The sequence below is a fragment of the Enterobacter sp. BNK-29 genome, assembly GCF_048684785.1.
Taxonomy (GTDB): Bacteria; Pseudomonadota; Gammaproteobacteria; order Enterobacterales; family Enterobacteriaceae; genus Enterobacter; species Enterobacter cloacae_M.
Genome location: NZ_JBLQTU010000001.1, coordinates 1,016,810 through 1,039,865, shown reverse-complemented (window position 1 = coordinate 1,039,865; position 23,056 = coordinate 1,016,810). Strand labels below are relative to the sequence as shown.

Genomic DNA, 23,056 nt, shown 5'->3' with positions numbered 1-23,056 from the left:
GGTTATTCTGTCGCGTGTGCCAGCATGCGATCTGCAGCATCGCCGCTGAGTGCTCGCGTGACTTCATGGATCCGCCAGATTTTCCCTTCACGCAGCGCGGCAAACAGGTAAACCTCGATCTCTGCCTGACGACCATCAGGATAAGTGACCGTCACGATATGCCGGTCAGCCAGAAGTTCGTCATGACAGGCTATCTCTACCACGGTAAAGGCGATCGCGCGGATCTGCGAGCTGACGTGGCTCAGATGCTGGACAAAATCCCGGTAGTCAAGCGCGTGACCGTCCGTAAACTGCTGGTAATCGGGCGTAAATACCTCTGCCGGATCGATATCGCCGTTGAATAAGCGGGTTAACAGGCAGGCCATCTTTTCGCGCTGCGCGGCGTTGTCGGTGTGGGATATCAAGGATGTGATAATGCTCATGCGGGCTCCTTATATGGTGAATCACCATTATCCTTGACAGCCGAAGTCGCAGTTTCTCTAATATGCCGAAGAATAACGATTTTCGGTCAAAATGATATGGTCAGAGTTGAAACGCTCCTTCATCCCGGCGGGTACCGAACGCCCTGGCACAGTCATCGCACCGGCCAGCTGTGGCGCATTGCAGCGGGGCTGCTGGTCATTGAGACGCCGCAGGCGCGATCGGTCGTACCGGCAAAACACATCGGTTGGATCCCTCCGGATCGGCAGCACGCCGCTTTTTCCGAAAGTGCGGTAGAAGGCTGCGCTATCTTTCTTGACCCCGCCGGGTGCGCAATGCTTCCCGATACGCCCGCGCTGTTCGAGCCCGACGATCTCACCCATGCACTGTTTTCCCGTTTATGCGATGCAGAGAGCGAGTACGATCCGCGAAAGCTTACTTTGCTGCTGGATGAGCTTGCCCTGACGCCCCAGGCTCGCTTTTCTCTGCCCGTGCCGACGGATCCGCGTCTGAAGAACGTGGTCAGCCATTTGCTGCAGTTTGTCGATGATAACCAGACGGTTGAGAGCCATGCTGTTCATGCTGGGATGAGCGTGCGTACGTTCAACCGTCGGTTTAGCGCCCAGACCGGAATGAACTTTGTTAACTGGCGGCAGCTGGCGCGCGTCATGCGGGCAATGGAGTGGCTGGCGGCGGGGAAGCCGGTAGGGTGGATTGCGCTGTCCTGCGGCTACAGCAGCGTCAGCGCATTTATTGAGGTTTTCAGAGCGTGGACCGGTAAAACGCCGGGGCAGTGGGTGATTAAAGAAGGCCCTTTTGGGCGAAGGTAATGCGCGTGGCTGCGTTGAGATCCAGCTCTTTTAACGATTCCGGATTCACCCAGGCGATCTCCTGAAACTCTTCATTAAACGTGACTTCCCGGTTGGCGCTGATGCAGTCGAAGATCAGATAGATCATGTAAATCTCCTCTGTGGTGCCATCGGCGTAGGTTTTCACCTTGATGTCATCGCGAAAAGCCCATGGCGTAACCGAGACAATCTCCAGCGCTTCGCCCAGCTCTTCGCGGATCTCACGGCGCAACGCCTGTTCCATGGTTTCGCCCGGTTCCATTCCACCGCCGGAGAGAGCCCACTGGCCGGGGAACACGCCGCGATCGTCGGCCATTTTACACAGGAGGTAGGCACCGTCATTCTGGATGATGGGGCAGACAATGGTTCGTTGGCGCATGATTTCTTCCTGAAAAATGAGTTTGGGCTACTTTAGCAGAAGAAGTGGGGAGGTTATGTTAGGGATGTTCGATTCTCATCCCTCGGTATTCCACGTTTTGTGATGCCCTCACCCCAACCCTCTCCCACAGGGAGAGGGAGAAAACCACGTTCCCCTTAGCTTTAGAACGTAGGCCGGGTGAGGCGATTGACTACCGCTCCCGCAGCGCCTCTTTCGCCCGGTTAAACGGCTTGATCAGATAATCCAGCACCGTTTTCTCGCCGGTCTTAATGTCCACCGTCGCAATCATCCCCGGCACAATCGAGAAGTGCCTACCCGCCTTATTCACCAGGTAATCCTGGCTGGTGCGGATAAACACCCGGTAATAGAACACTTCCGGCTTGGCCTCGTCCTGGATGGTATCCGGGGATATCGTCTCCACCACGCCGTGCAGGCCGCCGTAAATGGCGTAATCGTAGGCGGTGATTTTAACCAGCGCCTCCTGGTTCGGGTGGATAAAGGCGATATCGCGCGGCGACAGGCGGGTTTCGATCAGCAGGTGATCGTCCACCGGCACAATCTCCATCAGCTCGCCGTTGGGCGGGATCACGCCGCCGATGGTGGTGACCTTAATGTTTTTCACGATCCCGCGTACCGGGGATTTTACCGTCAGACGGGTCACGGAATCCTGGCGGCCTTTGAGGATCGCTGAAACCATATCCACCTCGGCGTTGGCCTTGGATAACGCCTCGCGCGCCTGAACGTAATACTGCGAGCGCACGTCCGTGAGCTTCAGCTCCAGATCGCTTTTCTGCCGCTGCAGGCGCAGCACCTCCACGTGGCTGGCGGCGCCGGTTTTGACCAGCCGCTGGGTGATGGCCAGCTCCTTGTTGGCGAGATCTAACGCGGCGCGCAGCTCCCGCTGGGTATCTTCCAGCTGCGCGCGGCGTGAGTTGTAGAGGCGCGTTTCGTCAGCAATCAGATCCGGCCACTTTGCCAGCGAAGGGGGAAACTTCAGCGGGAGATCGTTCACCTCAGCGTACAGGCGGGCGCTGGAGGCCAGTGAGGCCCGGTAGCGCGCCGCGCTTTCGCCGACGTTCGATTCGGAACGCGTCGGATCGAGCCGCGCCAGCACCTGTCCGGCCTGCACCTGATCGCCCTCGTGAACGTTCAGCTCGGTGAGGATCCCGCCGTCGAGAGACTGTAGAACCTGCTCGCGCGAGCTGGGGATTACTTTACCCGAGCCGGTTGATACCTCATCCAGCACGCCAAACCACGCCCAGACGCCCAACACCACAAACATCAGCAGCGAGAAGATCACGATCCGACGCGCGCCGGTGTAGCCGCTTTCGGAGTCGAGGGCGTTATCCAGATCGTCCATTGCCGCCACGTCACGCTGACTGATTTTCATTTTTCCACTCCCGTCCGGTTGCTGCCTGCTGCTGTTGCTGCTGCATACGGCTGTTGTTCAGCGCCTGGGCCTTTGGCGCGTCCATCACCAGCATTCCCTCTTTCAACACCACGACGCGCTCCACCAGTTCCAGCACCGGTACGCGATGCGTGGCGACAATCAGTGTGCGATGCCCGAGCCAGTCGCCAAGACGCTGGATGAATTCCCGCTCGGTGTGCTCGTCCAGCGACGCGGTGGGTTCATCCATCAGCACAATATTCGGATCGCGCAGGAGCATCCGCGCCAGCAGAATCGACTGGCGTTGCCCGCCGGATAATCCCACGCCGTTTTCCATGATTGGGTAGTCCAGCCCCTTGGGCAGCTTCTGCACGAAGCCTGCCGCGCCGGTCAGCTCCAGCGCCTCGAAAATCTCTTCGTCGGTGGCGCGCGGCATGCCGAGGGTGATGTTTTCGCGCAGGGTGCCGTAAAACAGCCGCGCGTTCTGGGTCATAAAGCCGACGTTGCGCCGGACGTCGGCGACGTCGAGATGCGGCAGGCTGAAGTTATCAAGCCGCAGCTCGCCGGCCGCCAGATCCATCCCGCCCGCCATGGCCTGCAGCAGGGTCGATTTGCCCGCGCCGTTGCGCCCGAGGATCGCCACTTTTTCTCCCGGCCGGATCTCCAGCCGGTTAATGCGCAGCGCCATGCGCGGATCGTCCGGCTGATAGCGGAACTGCGCCTGCTCGAAAAGATAGTGTCCGCGCAGCACGTCCTGGCGGATCGGCGTCTCCTCGCGCTGGTTTTCGGTGGGAAGCTGCATGATGCTGTCCAGCCCCTCTTTTGCCGCTTTGACCTGCTGCCAGCGCGCCAGCACGCCGCACAGCGTCGCCATCGGGGCGATCATGCGGGAGGCCAGCATCGACGCGGCGACCACCGAGCCGGTAGTCAGGGTGCCGTCGATCACCATCGGGGCGCCGACAACAATCACCCCGGCGTAGACCAGGCTCTGTATGGTCATCCCCCAGCTGATCAGGTTCTGCGTCAGCTCGCGGGTGCGCAGGCCGGATTCCGCAGTGATCTGGATATAGCTGTTCCACTGCTGCAAAAAGCGGTTTTCCGCCTGCATCAGCTTGATGTCCTCCAGCCCCTGCACGCTCTCCACCAGCACCGCGTTGCGCAGGGTCGATTCATGGGCCGACTGTTTCGCCAGCTCCGCCAGCTTCTTCTGCAGCAGCAGGCCGGGCAGGACCATGATCACCGCCGCGACCGGGGCGATCCACGCCAGCTGCGGGGCGATGATCGCCAGCACCACCACGAACAGGAGAAAGAAGGGCAGATCAACAATCGTCGAGATGGTAGACGAGGTCACCATCTCGCGGATCTGCTCCAGCTCGCGCAGCTGAGAGATAAAGCTGCCGGTGGAGCGGGGGATCGCGCTGTTGCGCAGCCGCAGCGCGTGGCCGAAGACGCGATCCGAAACGCGCATGTCCGAGCGCTTGCCGAGCAGATCCATAATGTGCCCGCGCGCCACGCGCAGCACAAAGCCAAACAGGGTGGCAATCAGCACCCCGATGGTCAGGACGTAAAGCGTCGGATAGGACTGGGCGGGGATCACCCGGTCATAGACCTGCATGGAAAAGACGATTCCGGAGAGCGACAGCACGTTGATAAAGAGGGCGGCCAGCATGACCCAGCTGTAGGGGCGCAGATCGCGCATCACCAGCCGGTAGAGCCAGTCCGGACGGTATTTTGAGATATAGGCGTCCACGCGGCTGTCCTTCAGCGCGGCGAGGGGACGCAGGGCAATAACGTGGCGGATAGCGGGCAGCATCGCCGTCATCGACAGCCGGTTGGTATAGGTCTCATTGTCGAAAAAGCTGACCTCCAGCGTATCCTCCCCGTCGAAATGCTCGATCACGCCGATCCTGCCGTCGTTCATCGCCACCACTACCGGCAGACGCCAGCTGTTGATCGCCTGCCGATCGTCGGTAAGGAGCTGAAACGACAGCCCCGCTTCGCGGGCCAGCTGGGTGAGGGCGGGCACCATCGGTTTGCCTTTTAGCCACGGCGCGCCCGCGATGAGCGAGCCGGGCGAGCAGGCGACGCGGTAGCGCGTGGCGACAAAACCAAAGGCCTGCGCCCACTGCGCCAGCGCCTCATCCGTCATCGTTTCACCCTGCGGGATTTCGCGTTGCTTCATGGCTGGATCTCCACGGTCTGGATGGTGCGGTTATCAAGATCGAACGCATGGCGCAGCTGCCCGGTGTTATACAGGCAGTTGAGCTGCAGCTGGTGCAGCTGACCGAGGGTCTGCTGCTGGGTGAAGCGCGCCTGATAGACCTCCTGCTCGGCGTTGAGCACGTCGAGCAGCGGGCGCGAACCGAGATCGAGATACTGCTGCTGGTACAGTTCGCGGGTGCGGGCGCTGAGGGCTTCCTGGCGGCCCTGAATTTGCAGCGTGCTTTGCAGGCTCATCACCTGGCTGCGGGCTTCCAGCAGCTTCTGGCGGACGTCAAGACGCGTACGCTGAATGGTGGACTGCGCCGCCTCCACCGCGTGTCCGGCAGCGTTACGCCGGGCGGTGAGGCCGCCGCCCTGATAGAGCGGCATCTGCACTTTCACCCAGGCGGAATACTGGGTGCGATCCCGGGTTTCACTCCCCGCGTAGCGATCGTTCATATAGTGACGCACCTCCGGCTCCAGCGAGACGGTGGGTGTCATCTGCGCGTCGGCATAGTCGAGGTTCGCCTGGGCGACGTTAGCCTGCGCCCAGGCGGCAAGTACCGCGGGCACCAGACGGTCATCCGGCTCGGCGATGTCGCAGCTCCGGCCCAGCTTTTGCGGAAAGTCATTGCTGATTGCGTTCAGGCTGTTCCAGCCGAGAAAGCTCATCAGCGTGGCGCGGGCGCTGTCCAGGCTGGCCTGGTACTGCATCAGCTGGGCGCGCGCGCCTTCAATGCGCGCATCGGTCTGCACCACGTCAGAGAGCGACGTGGCCCCTTCGTCGTTACGCTGGCGGGTCAGCGTGCCAATCGAGGAGAGAGCGTCGAGCTGTTCTTTAGCGGTGTCGACCATCTGCTGCAAGGTTTGCACCTGCACCATGGCGATGGCGGTATCGTGGGCAATAGTGTCGATACTCACCAGCACGTTGGCCTGCTGCTGAGCAACGCCCGCGCTCTCGGCGCGCACCTGGCTGGCCACTTTGCCAAAGTCGTAGAGCATCTGTGAGAGAGAGAGCACCAGCGACGGGGTAAAGCCGTTCTGGTCGCCGTCATGGGAATAGCCGTTGTCCACGCCGGCATTAATCTGCGGATAGTATTTTGATTTAGCGACGTCCACCTCTTCGCTCTGTTCATAGAGTTTTCCCACGGCTTCGCTGATCGCCGGGTGCCAGGTGACGGCGCGGTTAACGGCATCGCCAAGCTGCAATGAACCGGGTGCGGCTTTGCCGGCCGCAGGTGCGACGCGGCCATTGAGCGAGGGGAGTTCCTGCGTTTCGCGAAGCTGCCCGGTATTGATGATTGCCGCCGGGTTCGCGCAGAGAGCGGGCATAGATATCAGGCAGCACGAGAGCCACCAGTGAGGCATCTTCATTCCCATGTCATGTCCCTATTAAAAAGAGTATGTCTTTATTATTTATGCCCGGGCGCTGTGCGCCCGGGTCATCTCTTGCAGGTGCTATCAGGTAATGATGTGTTGCTGGTTAACAAGCTCGTCGTATGTGGTCTGAACGTTATCAAGCGTAACGAGTGCAGTATTAGTGTAGGTGGACCCTGCACCATCACGGTCGATGGAGATCACGGTATTGCCATTACTATTAGTAACATGGAGATAATTCCCCAGCGTCGAGGCGCTACCGTTCCAGCCCACCAGCAGATCGCCGATGTCGATTTTGTCCCCCTGCGCCAGCGAGAAGCCGGTCCAGTGATCGCCCCCGGTGCTGCTGACGTTACCCGCCGTGGCATTTCCCACCGTACTGTTCAGCACCTGATAAATCAGCGTATCGCCGTAGGCCGTACCGGTGATGGCGTCGTTATGCTCCGAGCTGATGAACTGCGGCGCCATATTGATGGTCAGCGTGGCGGTATCCGTGTTGCCGTTGGCATCGGTCAGGGTGTAGTTGAAGGTCTCCTTCGACGTCATGGTTGAGAGCGATACCCCGCTGTTGAGGGTATAGGTGTAATGACCGTCAGCGCCGATCGCCAGGATGCCATAATGGCCGGTGATGTTCACCGTTGCGCTGCCGGTATACGGATCCAGCGTGGTGGTCACGCCGTTGTACCCGGTCACGCTCAGGCGGGTATCCACCGAGTGGAGCTGATCCAGCACGCCGCCAGAGTCGGTGCCGTCAAAGATATTGCCGTTGACGGTGTGGCTGCCGGTGACGTCAAAATCACTCAGCGAGTAGGTGGTGCCGTTCACGCTTGGGGTGATGGTGATGGTCCCGACGCTCAGCCCCGGTACGCTACCGGTAAAGTTCAGCGTATAGGTCCCGGCGTTGAGATCCAGCCCGGTCAGCGGAACGTCGATACTGCCGCCCAGCAGCGAGGCGCCGCTGAAGGAACCGCTGCGAATCACGCCCGACCCGTCGCTGATGGACCAGTTCACCGTCAGTCCGCCCAGCGACAGCAGCGAGGCCACGTTAAAGTGCAGCGACGCGTTGTGCAGCGCGGTGTTCGCGTCGACCACGAAGGTTCCGCTGCCGGAGCCCTGGGTTGACGAGAGCAGCGCCGTCGTCCAGCTGGCGGTGCCCACGGTGGTATCCGAGTAGACCGACGTGTGGTGCACCGAGGTGAGGTCCATCGTGGCGCTGACATCGTTCACCGCATCCATCGCCTGGGCGGTTGGGGTGATGTTGAGCGATGCCGTATCCTTCGAGCCGTCAGGTGCGGTAACGGTGTAGACGAAGGTGTCAGGCGTGCTGATATGGTCCGCCCCCACGCCGCTTCTGAGGGTGTAGGTGTACTGGCCGGACGAATTGATGGTCAGCGTGCCGTATTCCCCCTGAATGTCGGTTGTTCCACTGCTGTTGACCGCCACGCCGTTCACTTCGGTGACCACCGTGCCCGCCGGAACAGGGTCATTCGCCAGCACGTCGCCCGTGGTGGTTTCGCTGATGCTCGCCACGCTGTAGACATGATCCTGCAGAACGCTCAGCGTGTAGCCCGTCAGGACGGCGATCCCCGATGCGGTATTGAGTAAGAACAGGTACTCCCCGGCCGGCAGATTCAGCGTCAGTTGGGATGAGGTCCCCCCCAGCAGCGGGGCGCGCAGCCAGCCCGACTCGACGCGAACCTGCTCGAAGGTCTGGGTGGCGTTGTTGAACTTATAGACGTACAGATCGAACACCGACGCCAGCGCCACGCCACCCACGGAGGCCTGGATGGTCATGGTGCGGGTCGTGCCTTCCTCCACGTTGTAGATAATCGGGTTGGTCATGTCGTCCAGCAGGTTAAGCCCCAGCGTGCTGCCGAGATTAATGCCCACCAGGGTAAAACCGTTCTGAGACGAGGCGCCGTTATTAATCTCGCTCACGGTGGTGTCAAAGGTCAGCGAGGCCGTGTCGTCCACTGCCACAATACCGTTGATTACCGTACCGGCACCCAGAGACAGTACCAGGTTTGCTGACGCGCTGACGCCGTTATGGGTAATGGTGTAGGTAAAGCTCTCCGTCCGGCCAATGACCGCGGCGCTGGTGTCGGTCAGGTTGTAGGTGTAGCTGCCGTCGCGGTTGATGGTCAGCGTACCGTACTGGCCCTGGATCACCGTGCCGTCGGCATTCACGCTGGTGGTGACGCCCTGGGCGTTAGTGACCGCGGAGATGGTGGTTCCGGCCGGCGCGTTGTCGCTGCCGGCGGTCGGGTCCGTATCGAGGATCACGTTGCCGTTGAGGCTGGTTTCGCCCGTGACCGTACCCGGACCGGTCTCTTTCACCGCCACGTCGAGGCTGGTGTAGGAGCCGGTTGCCAGCAGGTTGGTGTTGTAGCTGAGCACGCGATAGTTGCCGTCAGCCAGCCCGGTCAGGTTCAGCGAGACGCCGGTTGCGCCGAGGGTCAGGAGATCGGCAAACTGCGGTTGGCCGGTGTCCACCACGGTGGTCCAGGCGCCGTTGACGTAATGCTGAACCACCAGTTCAAGGGTGTTGAGCAGAGAGAGCACCGCTCCCGTGGCGTTGGCGTTCACCACGATATCCGCGCTGCCGCCGCTGCCCACCGTGAAGTTGACCTGGGCCGTATCATTGCCCAGCAGCGTCAGGACGTTGCCGACGGCGCCGACCAGCAGGAAGCCGTAATCGCTGTACTGGCTGTTGGTCACGGTTGCCGTGGTGCTGAGGTTCAGCTCTTCGACGTTATTGCTGGCGGAGAGCGGCACCACCGGCGCAAGGGCGGAGCCCGGCAGCGAGGTGTTGCCCGCGGCATCGGTGGCGGTGATCTGCAGCGTCTGGCCTTCGGTCTGTTTGTTAATGAAAGTGTAGGTGTAGGTGCCGTTGCTGCCCGCAATGGCGGTCACCGTCGAGCCGTCCGCAAGGCGGATCGCGACGGTGCTGCCTGCTTCCGCAGTTCCGGTCAGGACGCTACCGTCGGCGTTGAAGGTTCCGGTTGGTGCCGTTGGGGCGGTCGTATCGACGATAATCGTCGTCACGGCTGACGCCACGCTGGTGTTACCCGCCGCATCGGTGGCCGTGGCGGTGAGGTTATGCGTTCCTTGCGTCAGCGTGGTGGTTTGCGGCAGGGTCCAGTTTCCGCTGCCGTCGGCGGTCACCGTGCCCACCAGCGTGATGCCATCGTAGATCCGCACCGTGGCATTCGCTTCGGCGGTACCGCTCAGCGTTGGGCGCGTGTCGTTGGTCGGATTTGTTCCGGTCACCGGCCCGGTGACGCTGCCGACATCATCAATGACCGAGCTGATGACCGGTGCGCCCGGCGCGAGGGTATCGACGTTAATTACATACCCGGCGGTAGGCGCGCTCGCGTTGCCCACCGCATCGGTGGCGGTAAAGGTTAAATTGTGCGGACCGTTGCTCAGCGCCGGGGATGGCGTAAAGCTCCACGCCCCGCCGGTCGCCGTCACGCTGCCGATTTGTACGCCGTTATCAAAGATTTTCACCGTTGACCCGGCTTCCGCTGTGCCGCTGAGGGTTGGCTGCGCGTCGTTGGTGAACCCGCCGTACGCCACCGGCGTCGCCGCATTGCCCACGTCATCCAGAATGCTGGTCAGCACCGGCAGCGCAGGCGGCGTGGTGTCGACGGTGAGGCTGAAGCTGGTGGAGGACACGCTGGTGTTGCCTGCCGCATCCGTCGCCTGCGCGGTAAAGCTGTGCGCGCCTGCTGTCAGCGTGGTGTTGAGCAAGATACTCCAGCTTCCGTTGCCATCCGCGGTGCCTGTTCCGACAAGGGTTGTTCCCTCATAGATGTTCACGGTGGCAAACGGTTCGCTGGTCCCAACAAGGCGCGGAACGGTATCGTCGGTTGTTTGCCCGGACGTGAGCGGGCCGGTGATGCTTCCCACGTCGTCTATCGCCTGGCTGATAACCGGCGCGTTCGGTGCCGAGGTATCAACAATCAGGGTAAAGCCCGGCGAGGTCGGGCTGACGTTGCCCGCTGCATCGGTGACCGTGGCGGTCCAGGTATGGCTGCCGCTGGCCAGCGGCGTTGACGGCGTAAAGCTCCATGCGCCGGTAGCGTCCGCCTGAACGGTACCGACCGGCTGGCCGTTCTCATACACGGTGACCGCGGCGTTCGCGGTCGCGGTGCCGTTCAGCGTCGGCGTGGTGTCGTCGGTGCTCTGCCCGGAAGAGAGCGGGGTTTGAATGCTGCCCACATTGTCACCCGCGGTCGAAATGACCGGCGCCGACGGCACGCCCGTATCCACCGTCAGGTTAAACGGTGCCGTTGCGGTGCCCACGTTGCCCGCCGCGTCGGTAGCGTTGAAGGTGATGGCGTGCGGCCCGTCGGGCAGATCGGTACCCGGGGTGAAGGTCCAGCTGCCCTGGGCATTGACCACCGCAGTGCCAATTTCGCTGCCATCAACGATCACGTGCACGGTAGAACCGACGTCGCCCGTGCCGCTGAAGGTTGGACGCGCGTCGTTGGTGCTGTTACCCGACGTGAGCGTCCCGGTGACCGGACCGACATCGTCAATCACGCTGGTCACCACCGGTACGCCAGGAGCTGCGGTATCAACGGTAAAGGCAAAGACCGACGAGTTCGCCGAGGCGTTGCCTGCGGTATCCGTTGCATACGCGCGCAGGGAGTAGCTGCCGTCGCCCAGCGGCGCGGTTGGCGTAAAGGACCAGTTCCCGCTGCCGTCAACGACTGCAGTGCCAATCTGCGTGCCGTTATTCATGATGTGAATCGTGCTGCCTGCCTGCCCGGTGCCGCTGATGGTTGGGGTGCTATCGTTGGTCACCTGGCCGCTGGTGAGGTTGCCCAGAACGCCGCCAGGGACGTCGTCGCTGACATTATCCAGCGTCGGAACCGTCGGTGCCGTCAGGTCAACCACCACGCTCCATGGGGCTGAGATTGCGCTGACGTTGCCCAGCGGGTCGGTCGCCCGGACGGTGAAGCTGTGCGAGCCTTCGCCGAGCGCGGTATCAGGGGTAAACGTCCATGCGCCGGTGCCGTCAGCCGTTACCACGGCAATCTGGGTGCCGCCGTCGAAAATGGTCACCACGCTGTTTGCGTCCGCTGTCCCCGAAAGGGTTGGCGTGGCGTCGTTCGTTTCGCTGCCGCTAACCACCGTGGTGGCGGCGTTACCGACGTTATCCGTGACGTTGGTGATAACCGGCGTGGCGGAAACGGAGTCCACCACGACGGTGAAGCCCGCCGAAGGACCGCTCTGGTTCCCTGCCGGATCGGTCTCGCGGATGGTCAGGACGTTATTACCCTCTGCAAGAACGGGCGTGGTGTAGCTCCAGGTGCCGGTGTTGCCGACCTCCACGCTGCCCAGCAGCACGCCGTTGTTGTAGATGGAGATGGTATCGCCCACCGCGCCGGTGCCGGTGAGGGTCGGCTGGTTGTCGTTGGTGATCTGGCCGCTGGTCAGCGGGCCGGTGCCCGGACCGACGTCGTCAATCACCGCGCCGATAGCTGGCGTGCCCGGTGCGGTAAGGTCGACGGTGACGCTGGCCGCCGGAGAGCGGCCGCTGGTCTGGCCGTTGAGGGTCGCGGTCACCTCAAAGGTGTGCAGCCCCTCGCCAAGCGCGGCTGGCGTATAGCTCCAGTTGCCGCTGCCGTCAGCGGTCACCGTTGTCAATGGCGTCGCGCTACCGTCCTGATAGATGGTTATCAGGCTGCCCGCTTCGGCCGTACCGGTAAGCGTTGGCGTGGTGTCGTTGGTAGTTTTGCCTTTCACATCGCCGGTGACCGGATCCGCATCATCGACAATCGCCGTGATGACGGGCACCTGCGGCAGGTCGAGCGGTGAATCGGTAACGATAAAGGATGCGCCAGGGCTGGCATTTCCTGCGGCATCGGTGGCGGTCACGGTCAGCGTGGTCGGATCCAGCTGCGCCGGACTCAGCGCAATCGAGAAGCTGCCGTCGCTGGCGGCAACGCCGCTACCAATGACGGTCCCACCGCTGTCTTTTACGGTAATGGTACTTCCTGCCTCGGCGTTACCGGTCAGCGGCGTTCCTTCCTGAGCCAGGGCCATGTTGATCGGGTCGGCAGGCGCGGCGGTATCCACCGTCACGCTCAGCGGTGCTGAATCACCGGAGGAGTTACCCGCTGGATCGCTGGAAGATACTGTGAACGTATGAGGACCATCCGGCAGCGTCGTGTCGGCAGTCCAGCTCCAGGTGCCGCCCGGCTGGACCGTCACCAGCACTGTAGATGGCGTGCCGTCTACGGAAACGATAACGGTGGTGCCGGGTTCACCGGTCCCGGTAAGGGTTGGCGTGCCGTCCTTCGTGTAGAGCACGTTATTAGACAGCTGGCTGTCAGCTACAGTGCTAATGACGGGGATCTCTGGCGCAACGGTATCGAGGGTGACCGTAAAGATCGAACTCGGCGCGCTAAGGTTGCCAGCCGCATCCACACCCGCAACGGTGATATTCAGCGGACCGTCCGTTTGCGTTGGAAGCGTCAGGTTCCATTCCCCGTTAGCCACCACGACACGGCCTACTTCGACGCCGTTGTTGTAGACGATCACCGTCTCACCGTTGACGCCGGTTCCGCCCACTGTCGGTGTGGTATCCGTGATGTAGCCACCGTTCGGCTCACCGCCCACTGCACTAATCACCGGCGTATCCGGCGCCAGGGTGTCCACGATGATCGTAATCGCTGGCGACGGGTCAGAGACGTTGCCCGCCTCATCGGTGGCGGTGGCGGTATAGGCGTGGCTGCCCTCCCCAATATTACTGTCAGGACGCCAGCTCCAGTTGCCGCTGCTGTCTACCGTGACGGTGCCCACGACGGTCGGTGTGCCGTTAACGGTATCAGTGATGTTGATGACGTCGTTCGGCGTGCCGGTGCCGCTCAGGACCGGGCGCGGATCGTTGGTGGTTCCGCCATCGGGAACGGGGCCGGTGATCTGTGTAACGCTGTCGGTGACGGTCGGTGCCGCAGGCGTAGCCGGCGCTTCGGTATCAATGGTGATGGTTACTGGCTGCGACGGGGCGCTTTCGTTGCCCGTGCCGTCCACGTTGGTAACGGTCAGGGTGATGTCATAGGTACCGCCGGGCAGTGGGGTTGATGGCGTCCACGACCAGTTGCCGGTATTGTCCACGACAGCGTCGCCGATTTTGGCGCCGTTGTTGTAGATCGTTACGGTATCGCCCGCCGTGCCGGTACCGCTCAGGGTCGGCGTGGTGTCGCGAGTGGTTTCGCCCGGGTTCAACGGTGTTTCTGTTCCGTCAGGATTGACTGTGATTGCCGGGATGTCCGGCGTGGCAGGCGCGACGGTATCTACCGTCAACACAAACGGGCTGGAGACAGTGGTATTGCCAGCGGCATCCGTGGCGTGAACCGTCAGCGAATGCGGTCCGTCGGTGAGCGGGGTAACGGGCGTAAAGCTCCAGCCTCCGCTGCCGTCAAGGGTGGCGGTGCCGAGCAGGGTTGCGCCGTCATAGACGGTGATTACCGCATCAGCCGGGGCGGTGCCCTGCAGCATCGGCGTGGTGTCATCCGTGGTATCGCCGCTGCTAAGCGTGCCCTGAACGCCGCCGACGTCATCGGTCACGGTGGCGATGGTTGCCGCCGCTGGCGGCGTGGTATCGACGGTCAGGGTGAATCCGCTTGACGGCTGGCTGGTGTTACCCGCCGTATCGGTGGCGACGACGGTAAAGGTATAGGTGCCGTTAACAAGCTGCGTGGTCGGGGTATAGGTCCACGTGCCGCTGCTGTCGATCACAATCGTTGTGACATCGAGGCCGTCCTGGCGAATGGTGACGGTTGAGCCCGGTTCAGCCGTGCCGTTGAGCGTTGGCGTGGTGTCGTTGGTACTGTCGCCAGAAGTGAGCGCGCCGAGGCGCTCCGGCACATCGTCCAGCACCTGGGTAATGACCGGGGCGGCTGGCGCGACGCTGTCAATCGTCAGAGTCCAGGTGTTGGAGACGGGGCTGGTGTTGCCCGCCGCGTCAGTTGCGACGGCGGTCAGGGTATGTGGACCTTCAGCGATCGGGGTGTCTGGGGTAAAGATCCACACGCCAAGGCCATTGGCGACGGTCGTACCAATAGCAACACCGTCCACGCGGAGGGTGACCGTCGCGTTTGGTTCGGCGGTACCGCTGAGCGTCGGGGTGGCATCGTTGGTGGTCTCATTAATATCGAGCGAGCCGGTACGCCCGGGAACATCGTCCACGACTTGTGAAATCACCGGGGCGCCAGGTGCCGTCCCGTCGACGTTAATTGTCCACGAGTCTGATAACCCGCTCGGGTTACCGGCGGGATCCGTCGCCGTTGCCGTCAGCACGTACGTGCCATCGGTCAGCGGTGAGGGGGGCGTAAAGCTCCACAGGCCAGAGGAGGAAACAACCACCGTACCGAGGACATCGCTGCCGTTATAAATCGTGATGGTCGAGCCCGCTTCGCCCGTTCCGTTCACGGTCGGGGCCCGGTCGTTGGTGAGGCCGTTCTGGCCCACGGGACCGGTGGTGGCCTGCACGTCATCAATCACCGACACGATAACTGGCGTCTGCGGTGGGGTAATATCCGGTGCCGCCGCGGAGGTGGTTGGACTGGTGTTGCCGGCCGTGTCGGTAGCGTCAGCGGTCAGGATTTCACTGTTAATTTTTGGTGGGGTCAGCGTCAGGCTGAAGTTACCCTGGCTGTCGGCAACAGCTGTGCCAAGGATGACGTTGCCTTCACGAATGGTCACCGTGCTGCCAGCTTCTGCGATGCCGCTGATGGTGCCGCCATCATTCGACACCACGAGATTACCCGGAGCAAGCGGTGGCGTGGTGTCCACTACCAGTGCGAACGGGCTGGAGATACTGGTATTGCCTGCGGCATCCGTGGCGTGAACCGTCAGCGAATGCAGGCCGTCGGTGAGTGGAGTCGTTGGCGTAAAGTTCCAGCCGCCGCTGCCGTCAAGGGTGGCGGTGCCGAGCAGGGTTGCGCCGTCATAGACAGTGATCACCGCATCAGCCGGGGCGGTGCCCTGCAGCAGCGGTTTGGTGTCATCCGTGGTATCGCCGCTGCTAAGCGGACCCTGAACGCCGCCGACATCATCGGTCACGGTAGCGATAGTCGCTGCCGGTGGCGGAGTAATATCGACGGTCAAGGTGAAGCCCTCCGACGGAAGGCTGGTGTTACCCGCCGTATCGGTGGCAACGGCGGTGAAAGTGTGAGCGCCTTCGACAAGCGGCGTGGTGGGGGTATAAGACCACTGACCGTTGCTGTCGGTTAGCACTGTGCCAATATCAGTACCGTCCAGACGGATAGTAACGGTTGAACCCGGTTCAGCTGTGCCGGTGAGCGTCGGCGTCGTGTCGTTAGTGAGACCATTCTGACCCACGGGGCCGGTGGTGGCCTGCACGTCATCAATCACAGACACGATAACTGGCATCTGCGGCGAGGTAATATCCGGTGACGCCGCGGAGGCTGTTGGTCCCGTGTTGCCCGCCGCGTCTGTGGCGTCAGCGGTCAGGATTTCACCGTTAACTTTTGGCGGGGTCAGCGTCAGGCTGAAATTACCCTGGCTGTCGGCAACCACCGTGCCAAGGGTGATATCGCCTTCACGGATGGTCACCGTGCTGCCAGCTTCCGCGATGCCGCTGATGGTGCCGCCATCATTCGACACCACGAGATTACCCGGGGCAGACGGCGGCGTGGTGTCCACGGTGAAGATGATAGGCTCTGAGGCCGTACTCAGGTTTCCGGCGGCATCAGTTTCAGTGACGGTTATGGAGTGTGTCCCGTCCGGGAGCGGGCCGTTCGGCGTGACGCTCCAGGTGCCGTTGGGCTGAACCGTTGTGGTGCCAACCACCACGCCGTTATCGTAAATGGTGATGGTTCCGCCGGGCTCGCCGGTTCCCGCCAGGAGCGGCAGTGAAGCATCGGTAAGCGCGCCCGACGTGATGGTTCCCCTGATAACGCCCGTATCGTCGGTCAGCACAATCGCGGTCGGCGCGTCCGGCGGAGTAAGATCCACCGTCAGGGTAAACACCGGTGAGGCAGGCCCGGTGTTGCCCGCGGCGTCGGTTGCCCGCACGGTAATCTGGTGAGTGCTTTCACTCAGGTCAACCGACGGGGTAAAGGTCCAGGTGCCGTTGCTGGCGACCACCGCCGTACCAATAGCGACGCCGCCGTCATAAATCGTCACGGTCGAGCCCGCTTCGCTGGTGCCGCTAAGCTGCGGGCGCTGATCGTTGGTGCTGCCGCCGTTGCTGACTGCCCCCGTCTGCGGGGCAATATCGTCCGTTACGCTGGTGATTGCTGGCGCATCGGGCGCGGTGATGTCCGGCGCGTTGAGCGTTGTGCCCGGGCTGGTATTCCCGGCGTTATCCGTCGCGGTGGCGGTCACCTGCTCGCCGTTGGTCAACGGTGTGCCGAGGGAGACGGTAAAGTTGCCGTCGCTGCCCGTTTTTCCTGATCCAATAACATTCCCGTTTGCGTCTTTCAGCGTGATGGTACTGCCGGGTTCGGCGGTACCGGTGACGGTTTTGCCATCTGAAGAGAACTTAAGGCCGGAAGGCGCGTTCGGCGGCGTTGTATCCGGATCGGCAGGATCGACGGGTGTGTTGGGGTTGGGGCTATTATTATTGCCGTCATCTCCACCGCCGCCACCACCACCGGTGCTTGCCGCCGCCGCGATGCCGCCCGCTGCGACAATGCCGCCCAGAGCCCATGGCCAGATGGCGGCACCACCGGCATCACTCCCGGAAGAGGCAAGCAGCACATCCGTTGAGGCGATAGATTCGTACGTGGCGGCTCCGGTCGGATCTTCAATCCACCATAATGCGCCCTGGCTGTCCTGCAGTACCAGCTGGCTCACGCCCTGCGCGTCCGTGACGTAGAAGTTTTTAAGGGTGATCACCTCGCCGGAGTGCAGCGTAACCAGCAGATCGTTACCATTTCGCGCGAAGTGGGAGACGCTCGCTCGCTCGACATGAAGCTCAACGATAGAGGAATGGCTCAGCGTAACCTGTGTGCCTTCCGTGGTCGTTTCCACGCCAGTAAGTTTCGATATAACAGAGATTTGGCTCATTTAGGCATTACTCCAGCAGATGTATCATGAACGGCGAGCAAGACGAGCCATCTCTGCAGAAGGTAAAGGGCGCCCCCGGCGCAGTCGCTGTTATCACGCAGCACTGACCGTTGTTTTTAGCGCGCACGATGCCCGCCAGAATTCAGAGTGGCAACATCAGAGCGAATCTAATGACTTATAAAGAGAACAGTTTTTATGGGTGTTTTGTGTCTTATAAAACCCTGTAATTAATAGAGGAATTATTTTCAAGAATATAAAAATGATATAGACAGAAAACGATGGTTGTGCAAATTAAGCTTTCGTAAATAAGTGCCAAAACAATGAAGAGGGCATTAATACATTGGGCTTGTTAATAATTTAACTATTTTAACTCTTTGTTTTTAATGATTTTGACTTTGTCTTCCGATGTTGATTTTAAATATGATTTACGCAGTATGATAATTGGTAGGAGACATTTTTAATATACTGTAAAACGTTATTGTTTAAGCGCGCTTAATATGCATTTAAGTTAGGGTAACGTTTTTGATATAAGATATATTATATCACGTGCACAATAAAATATATTCTTATGCGGGGTTAAAATTCTGCTATCACGCGAAAATAATAGCGTTAAGGAAAGGATAAAATAAACTGATTAATTTCCATTGGGGCTACGACAACAGCATGATTTTGCGACAACAAAAAAATTATGGGGAGAATGAATAAAAAGCGTCAGTCGGGCGTTTACTGACGTCACTCACTTCTTACCCTGGAGCTTTATATGAACACGTCCTCGTTCCGTTTGATCCCGGTGCTGATTTTTTCCCTGCTGTCCCCCCTGGCGCTGGCAATGGGCAATAATAGTACCGAGAGCAAAACGCCCGATTGTCCTTCCGGACAGGTGTATGACAGCGCCACCCAGAAATGCGTGCCGGACAAGAGCAGCAGCCTCAGCGACCAGGACAAAACCAACTATGCGTACCATCTCGCGAAAAAAGGCGAGTACCAGGCGGCGCTCAACCTGCTTGATTCGCTGAAAAATGGCAATACGGCTGAAGCGTGGAACTATCGCGGGTTCGCCACGCGCAAGCTTGGCCGCACGGACGAAGGGATTGGTTACTACCAGCGCGCGCTGGCTATCGCTCCGGATTATGCCAAAGCCCGGGAATATCTCGGTGAAGCGTGGATGGTAAAAGGACGTCCTGACCTCGCGAAAGAACAGCTGAAGGTGATTGCCGGTATTTGTGGCCAGTCCTGCGAGGAGTACCGTGACCTGCAGGCCGCCATCAATGGACATCCGGAATCCTGATTTTCTCGTGGAGGGAAAACACATCGCTACCAGTGAGGTTCGCCAACAGTTAGCCGCACACCTGCCGCGTCTCTGGCGCTATGGGCTGGTGCTGTCGCGAAACAGGGATATCGCCGAAGAGCTGGTTCAGTCCACCTGCGTGCGTGCGCTTGAACGGAGCAGCCAGTATACGCCGGGCACGCGCATCGACAGGTGGCTGTTCGCGATACTGCACTCCATCTGGATCTCTGAGCTTCGGGCCCGATACGTGCGTCAGGGGCAGGGATTTGTGGCCAGCGACGAGCTTCTGGCGCCGGATACCCGCGAACAGGATGAGACGCGCCTGCATTACATGAAGGTGATGCAACGCGTTAACGCGCTGCCTGAAGCTCAGCGCAACGCGGTATTTTTGGTTTATGTCGAAGGCTTTACCTACCAGGAGGCGGCGGAAACTCTGGGGGTGCCTATCGGTACCGTAATGAGCCGGCTGGCGACGGCGCGGGCTCGGCTTGCCAGGTCCGCTGACGCACTGCCTCCGGTAAAGGAGAAACGCTCTTGAACTCGCACCGTTTTGCACCGCCCTATAACGACGACGCTATCGTGGCATGGATAGATGGCGAGATGTGCCGCGCCGATGCGCAGCAATTTGAAGAACAGTTGAAAAGTGACGAACGCCTCTCCGGGCGAACCGCCGAACTGATGAAAAGCAGCCAGGATTTCGCCGGGGCGTTTGCCCCCCTGCTGGATGAGGCACCTCTGGAGACAATGCAGGCGCGTCTGGCGGCGCTTCCCGATTCGCAATCCTCCACGCCGGCTGGCGTCAGCAGGCGGGCGCTGATTGCCGCATCGGTCAGCTTTTTGATGGTCGGATCCGGGCTGGGCTACCTGCTGCGGCCCGCTTCCGCGCCAGTGGATGAGAACGCCCATATTCGCGACCTTGAAGCGCAATATATGTCCCTGTACAGCGTCGAAACGCTGCTGGATATGGACAGCGCAACGCCGGTCCTGCAGCGCGGGCTGGAACGAGCCGCGCAGGACATCGGCATCAAGCTGCACATGTCGCAGCTTGTCCTGCAGGGGGCAGAGCTGAAAATGGTGCGAATGCTGCGCTATGAAACCACCTCGATCGCGCAGATTGCCTGGATAAACGCCGACTACGGCCCGATGGCGCTCTGTATCTCTCCTGTAGATGAGAAGATGACGGCCTCTCTGCGCCAGGAGCAGCGGCACGGCATGAACCTGGCGTGGTGGCAGGAGGCGGGCTACCAGTTTGTCCTGATTGGCCGCAACCCGCCGTCTCACCTGCGGGGCAACGCGGAGCAGCTACAGCGGCTCATCTCAGGATGACGGCACGTCGTTCGTCTTAATCGCAATGGCGATGGCAATACGATCGTCCACGACCAGCGCAAACTTATCCATCCCGTAGGACGCGCGCGAGATCGCCGTCGTGGCATCCAGCGTGAGGGCCTGCGTGTGCGGGTCTTTCACGACGGCCTCCAGGATCACCGGGCGGGCAATGTTCCGTACGGTCAGCGTGCCGAACACCCTGAACCGCCCGTCGCCCTGGGCGACCACGCGTGAGCTGATGAACTCGATAGTCGGGTAGCGCTCGGATTCAAAAAACATGTCGCTTTTCAGCTGCCAGGTGAGCAGCTTGTTTGAGGCTACGAGAGTCGCTACGGGAATTGTGACGTGAATATGGTCGTCGACGTCGTTTTCCGGGTTGAGCGTCACGGCGCCCGTCACGCCGCTGAACGTCGCCCAGGAGAGGATACCGCCGAAGGCATGCCACGATAGCCGAATATCGGTGTTATCGGTGTCGATTATGTAGCTCTTCGGGGCAGCCATCGCCCACGGACAAACCAAAACAAGCACTATTACCAGGCGTCGCAGCATCTCAGGATCTCTTTTAGGGGGCAGGGAGTAAACGCGTCACCCCCGGGATCTATTCGGCTTTTATGCGTCAGGCTGTTTTAACGATATCCACCGAGATTTCGACGGCGGTCACCGGGCCCCGGTTTTCCAGCCAGTGGATCGTATTATGGTCTTCCGGCCAGCCGACGCCGGGACCGTAATCGGTGGCGATACCGTTACGATGATCGGTGATGGTCCCCTCAATGATAAAAACGGTACCGGGGCGATCGATATGATCGTGCACCGGACCAAAGACCGCGCCGGGGGCGAGGGTTACCCTGCGCATGCGAAGCTGACGCCCGTCCATGCCTGCGATCTCCGGGCCCAGATCGACGATGGAGAGTAGTTCAACGGTAACGCCCTGGGTTTCTGGTGCGGTGTCTTTGTAGCTCATGATGGTGCCCTCCTGAGACAAGTTTAGCCTTCAGGAAGCAGGGCGGGAGGGAATAAAAAAGGCCGCTTGCGCGGCCTTTCGAAGGGATTACTCAGTGACTTTCTTTTCCAGCTCGCTGGCACCTTCTTTGGTTTTGTTCCAGCCTTTCTCAGCGCCTTCTTTGGTGGCATCCCACCCTTTCTCGGTGCCTTGTTTGGTTTTATGCCAGGCTTTCTGGGAATCTTCGCTGACCTTGCTGCCCAGGCTCTCGCTTTTACCTTCCGCAGCATGTTTTTGCTTCAGCTTCAGCTCTTCACCTTTGTTCTGCTCTTCGTGCAGTTTTTGCTTCGCCTCGTTGGCGTTTGCGTTCGCCGCAGCGACGGTATCGTCAGTTGCATGTGTGGTCGCAGCAAATACTGGGGAAGCCAGCAGAACGGCAGATAATGCGATAATTGTTTTTTTCATAATATCCTCATTTAACGTTATCGGTTATGAGCGTGATTCAGCATGGCACAGGCGTAACGGGATGGCTTTAGGAAAAAACTGTAATGAGATCAATGTGCCCTGATGAGGGATATTTCGCCTGAGGATTATCCAAAGGATAAAAAGCCTATTTCAGCAAGGGCGGCGAGGGTCAGGAGAATGAAGATAATAACGGTTATGGGTCTGTACATGGTGGGGTTCCTTCCGGGTTGAGCAGCTATTCCGTAGCTCTGGGTGGTGTGGGTAATTTTGCACAGGAGATGCGGGAAGGGGGTTGATGTTTGTCAAAGGGATGGATGGAACTGTGGGAATGGGGTACAAAAAAGCCCGCAGGGCTTGCGCCGTGCGGGCTCTTAGGACTTCATCGGATGACTCTGGTAATCACCGATGGAGAATTTTGGTGGAGCTGGCGGGAGTTGAACCCGCGTCCGAAATTTCTACATCCTCGGTACTACATGCTTAGTTTGTCTTTACATTCGCACGCCAGCTGCGGACAGACACGCCACTAACGAACTAGCCTGATTAGTTTTAACGCTTCAACCCCAGGCAGGGCTTCCACGCGATCTCTTTTGGGTTTGACCTCTCTTTGATCCCCGTCTTAAGAGCGGAAGCTAGGGAGAGAGGGCTCAGAGCAGGTTATTAAGCTGCTAAAGCGTAGTTTTCGTCGTTTGCGACTATTTTTTGCGGCTTTTAACGAGGCAAACCGCCCCTCGGCATGCACCTTGGGTTTCGCAAATCCCGTCGAATCCAGAATCAGCCCCAATAGTGTTGAACTAAGTATACCAGAGTTCACTTCCTGGATACCAGCCCGGAACGCTAACTTATTGAATAGTACAATAAGTGTGCAGAATCAACGCCCTGCGTTTTTCATGATGCGCGCTTTGTCCAACTGCCACTCGCGCTCTTTCAGGTCAGTACGTTTGTCGTGCTGTTTTTTACCCTTCGCGACGCCAACTTTCACTTTGCACCATGCGTTTTTCCAGTACAGCGACAGGGCTACCACGGTAAAACCTTCACGGTTGATGCGTCCGTAGAGGGATTCCAGCTCACGCTTGTTCAGCAGCAGCTTGCGGGTGCGCGTTGGGTCACACACGTAGTGCGAGGAGGCGACGGTCAGCGGCGTAAAGTTCGCGCCGAACAGGAAGGCTTCGCCATCTTTCAGGATCACGTAGCTATCGCCGATGTTGGCTTTCCCGGCGCGCAGCGATTTTACTTCCCAGCCCTGCAACGCAAGGCCAGCTTCGAATTCTTCTTCAATGAAATACTCGTGGCGAGCACGCTTGTTGAGCGCAATGGTCGCCGAGCCTGGTTTATGTGCTTTTTTCTTCGTCATAAGTGTCGTAAAGCCGTCGGT

Annotated in this window: 14 protein-coding genes and 1 other RNA gene; 4 read left to right on the top strand and 11 right to left on the bottom strand. The window is 60.0% G+C overall.

Annotated features, from left to right (window positions below; translation table 11 throughout):
* Positions 1–2 precede the first annotated feature (2 nt).
* Positions 3–422 carry a nuclear transport factor 2 family protein gene (locus ACMGGX_RS04785; protein ID WP_420298105.1) on the bottom strand — a complete coding sequence of 140 codons (420 nt, stop codon included), beginning with the start codon at positions 420–422 and terminating at the stop codon, positions 3–5.
* Positions 423–518: 96 nt separating this feature from the next.
* Here ACMGGX_RS04785 and ACMGGX_RS04780 point away from each other — a divergent pair, with 96 nt between their 5' ends.
* Positions 519–1,250, top strand: coding sequence for a helix-turn-helix domain-containing protein (locus ACMGGX_RS04780; protein WP_420298104.1), 732 nt, complete (start codon positions 519–521; stop codon positions 1,248–1,250).
* Here the strand turns inward: ACMGGX_RS04780 and nudI are convergent.
* The 5 genes from nudI to ACMGGX_RS04755 all read right to left on the bottom strand — a co-directional run bounded on the left by nudI (position 1,222) and on the right by ACMGGX_RS04755 (position 17,665).
* Positions 1,222–1,647, bottom strand: coding sequence for a nucleoside triphosphatase NudI (gene nudI, locus ACMGGX_RS04775; protein WP_181593708.1), 426 nt, complete (start codon positions 1,645–1,647; stop codon positions 1,222–1,224). The genes ACMGGX_RS04780 and nudI overlap by 29 nt on opposite strands.
* Positions 1,648–1,837: 190 nt before the next feature.
* Positions 1,838–3,007, bottom strand: a complete 1,170-nt coding sequence (locus ACMGGX_RS04770; protein WP_086374946.1) for an HlyD family efflux transporter periplasmic adaptor subunit — start codon at positions 3,005–3,007, stop codon at positions 1,838–1,840.
* Between the two features lie 10 nt (positions 3,008–3,017).
* Positions 3,018–5,216, bottom strand: coding sequence for a type I secretion system permease/ATPase (locus ACMGGX_RS04765; RefSeq protein WP_325760934.1), 2,199 nt, complete (start codon positions 5,214–5,216; stop codon positions 3,018–3,020).
* A complete protein-coding gene (locus ACMGGX_RS04760) occupies positions 5,213–6,616 on the bottom strand; it encodes a TolC family outer membrane protein (RefSeq protein WP_023308900.1) in 1,404 nt (467 codons plus the stop codon). The genes ACMGGX_RS04765 and ACMGGX_RS04760 overlap by 4 nt, the downstream gene beginning before the upstream one ends.
* Positions 6,617–6,697: 81 nt before the next feature.
* Positions 6,698–17,665 carry a BapA/Bap/LapF family large adhesin gene (locus ACMGGX_RS04755; protein WP_420298103.1) on the bottom strand — a complete coding sequence of 3,656 codons (10,968 nt, stop codon included), beginning with the start codon at positions 17,663–17,665 and terminating at the stop codon, positions 6,698–6,700.
* A 760-nt stretch (positions 17,666–18,425) separates the two neighbouring features.
* Between ACMGGX_RS04755 and ACMGGX_RS04750 the strand changes: the two genes are divergently transcribed.
* The 3 genes from ACMGGX_RS04750 to ACMGGX_RS04740 are packed head-to-tail and all read left to right on the top strand — an operon-like array spanning position 18,426 to position 20,279.
* Positions 18,426–18,953 (top strand): tetratricopeptide repeat protein, encoded by a 528-nt coding sequence (locus ACMGGX_RS04750; protein WP_059445673.1) that lies wholly within the window; start codon positions 18,426–18,428, stop codon positions 18,951–18,953.
* Positions 18,934–19,491, top strand: coding sequence for an RNA polymerase sigma factor (locus ACMGGX_RS04745; protein WP_420298102.1), 558 nt, complete (start codon positions 18,934–18,936; stop codon positions 19,489–19,491). Before ACMGGX_RS04750 ends, ACMGGX_RS04745 begins: the two co-directional genes overlap by 20 nt.
* Positions 19,488–20,279, top strand: a complete 792-nt coding sequence (locus ACMGGX_RS04740; RefSeq protein ID WP_348561881.1) for a hypothetical protein — start codon at positions 19,488–19,490, stop codon at positions 20,277–20,279. Before ACMGGX_RS04745 ends, ACMGGX_RS04740 begins: the two co-directional genes overlap by 4 nt.
* Here the strand turns inward: ACMGGX_RS04740 and ACMGGX_RS04735 are convergent.
* The 5 genes from ACMGGX_RS04735 to smpB form a co-directional block, all read right to left on the bottom strand.
* Positions 20,271–20,828 (bottom strand): YceI family protein, encoded by a 558-nt coding sequence (locus ACMGGX_RS04735; protein ID WP_420298101.1) that lies wholly within the window; start codon positions 20,826–20,828, stop codon positions 20,271–20,273. The genes ACMGGX_RS04740 and ACMGGX_RS04735 overlap by 9 nt on opposite strands.
* 67 nt (positions 20,829–20,895) lie before the next feature.
* Positions 20,896–21,240 carry a cupin domain-containing protein gene (locus tag ACMGGX_RS04730; RefSeq protein ID WP_126796482.1) on the bottom strand — a complete coding sequence of 115 codons (345 nt, stop codon included), beginning with the start codon at positions 21,238–21,240 and terminating at the stop codon, positions 20,896–20,898.
* A gap of 87 nt (positions 21,241–21,327) precedes the next feature.
* Positions 21,328–21,684 (bottom strand): hypothetical protein, encoded by a 357-nt coding sequence (locus ACMGGX_RS04725; protein ID WP_029740047.1) that lies wholly within the window; start codon positions 21,682–21,684, stop codon positions 21,328–21,330.
* A gap of 416 nt (positions 21,685–22,100) precedes the next feature.
* Positions 22,101–22,463: a transfer-messenger RNA gene (gene ssrA / locus ACMGGX_RS04720) on the bottom strand.
* 89 nt (positions 22,464–22,552) lie between these two features.
* A complete protein-coding gene (smpB, locus tag ACMGGX_RS04715; protein WP_008502505.1) occupies positions 22,553–23,035 on the bottom strand; it encodes an SsrA-binding protein SmpB in 483 nt (160 codons plus the stop codon).
* Positions 23,036–23,056 lie beyond the last annotated feature (21 nt).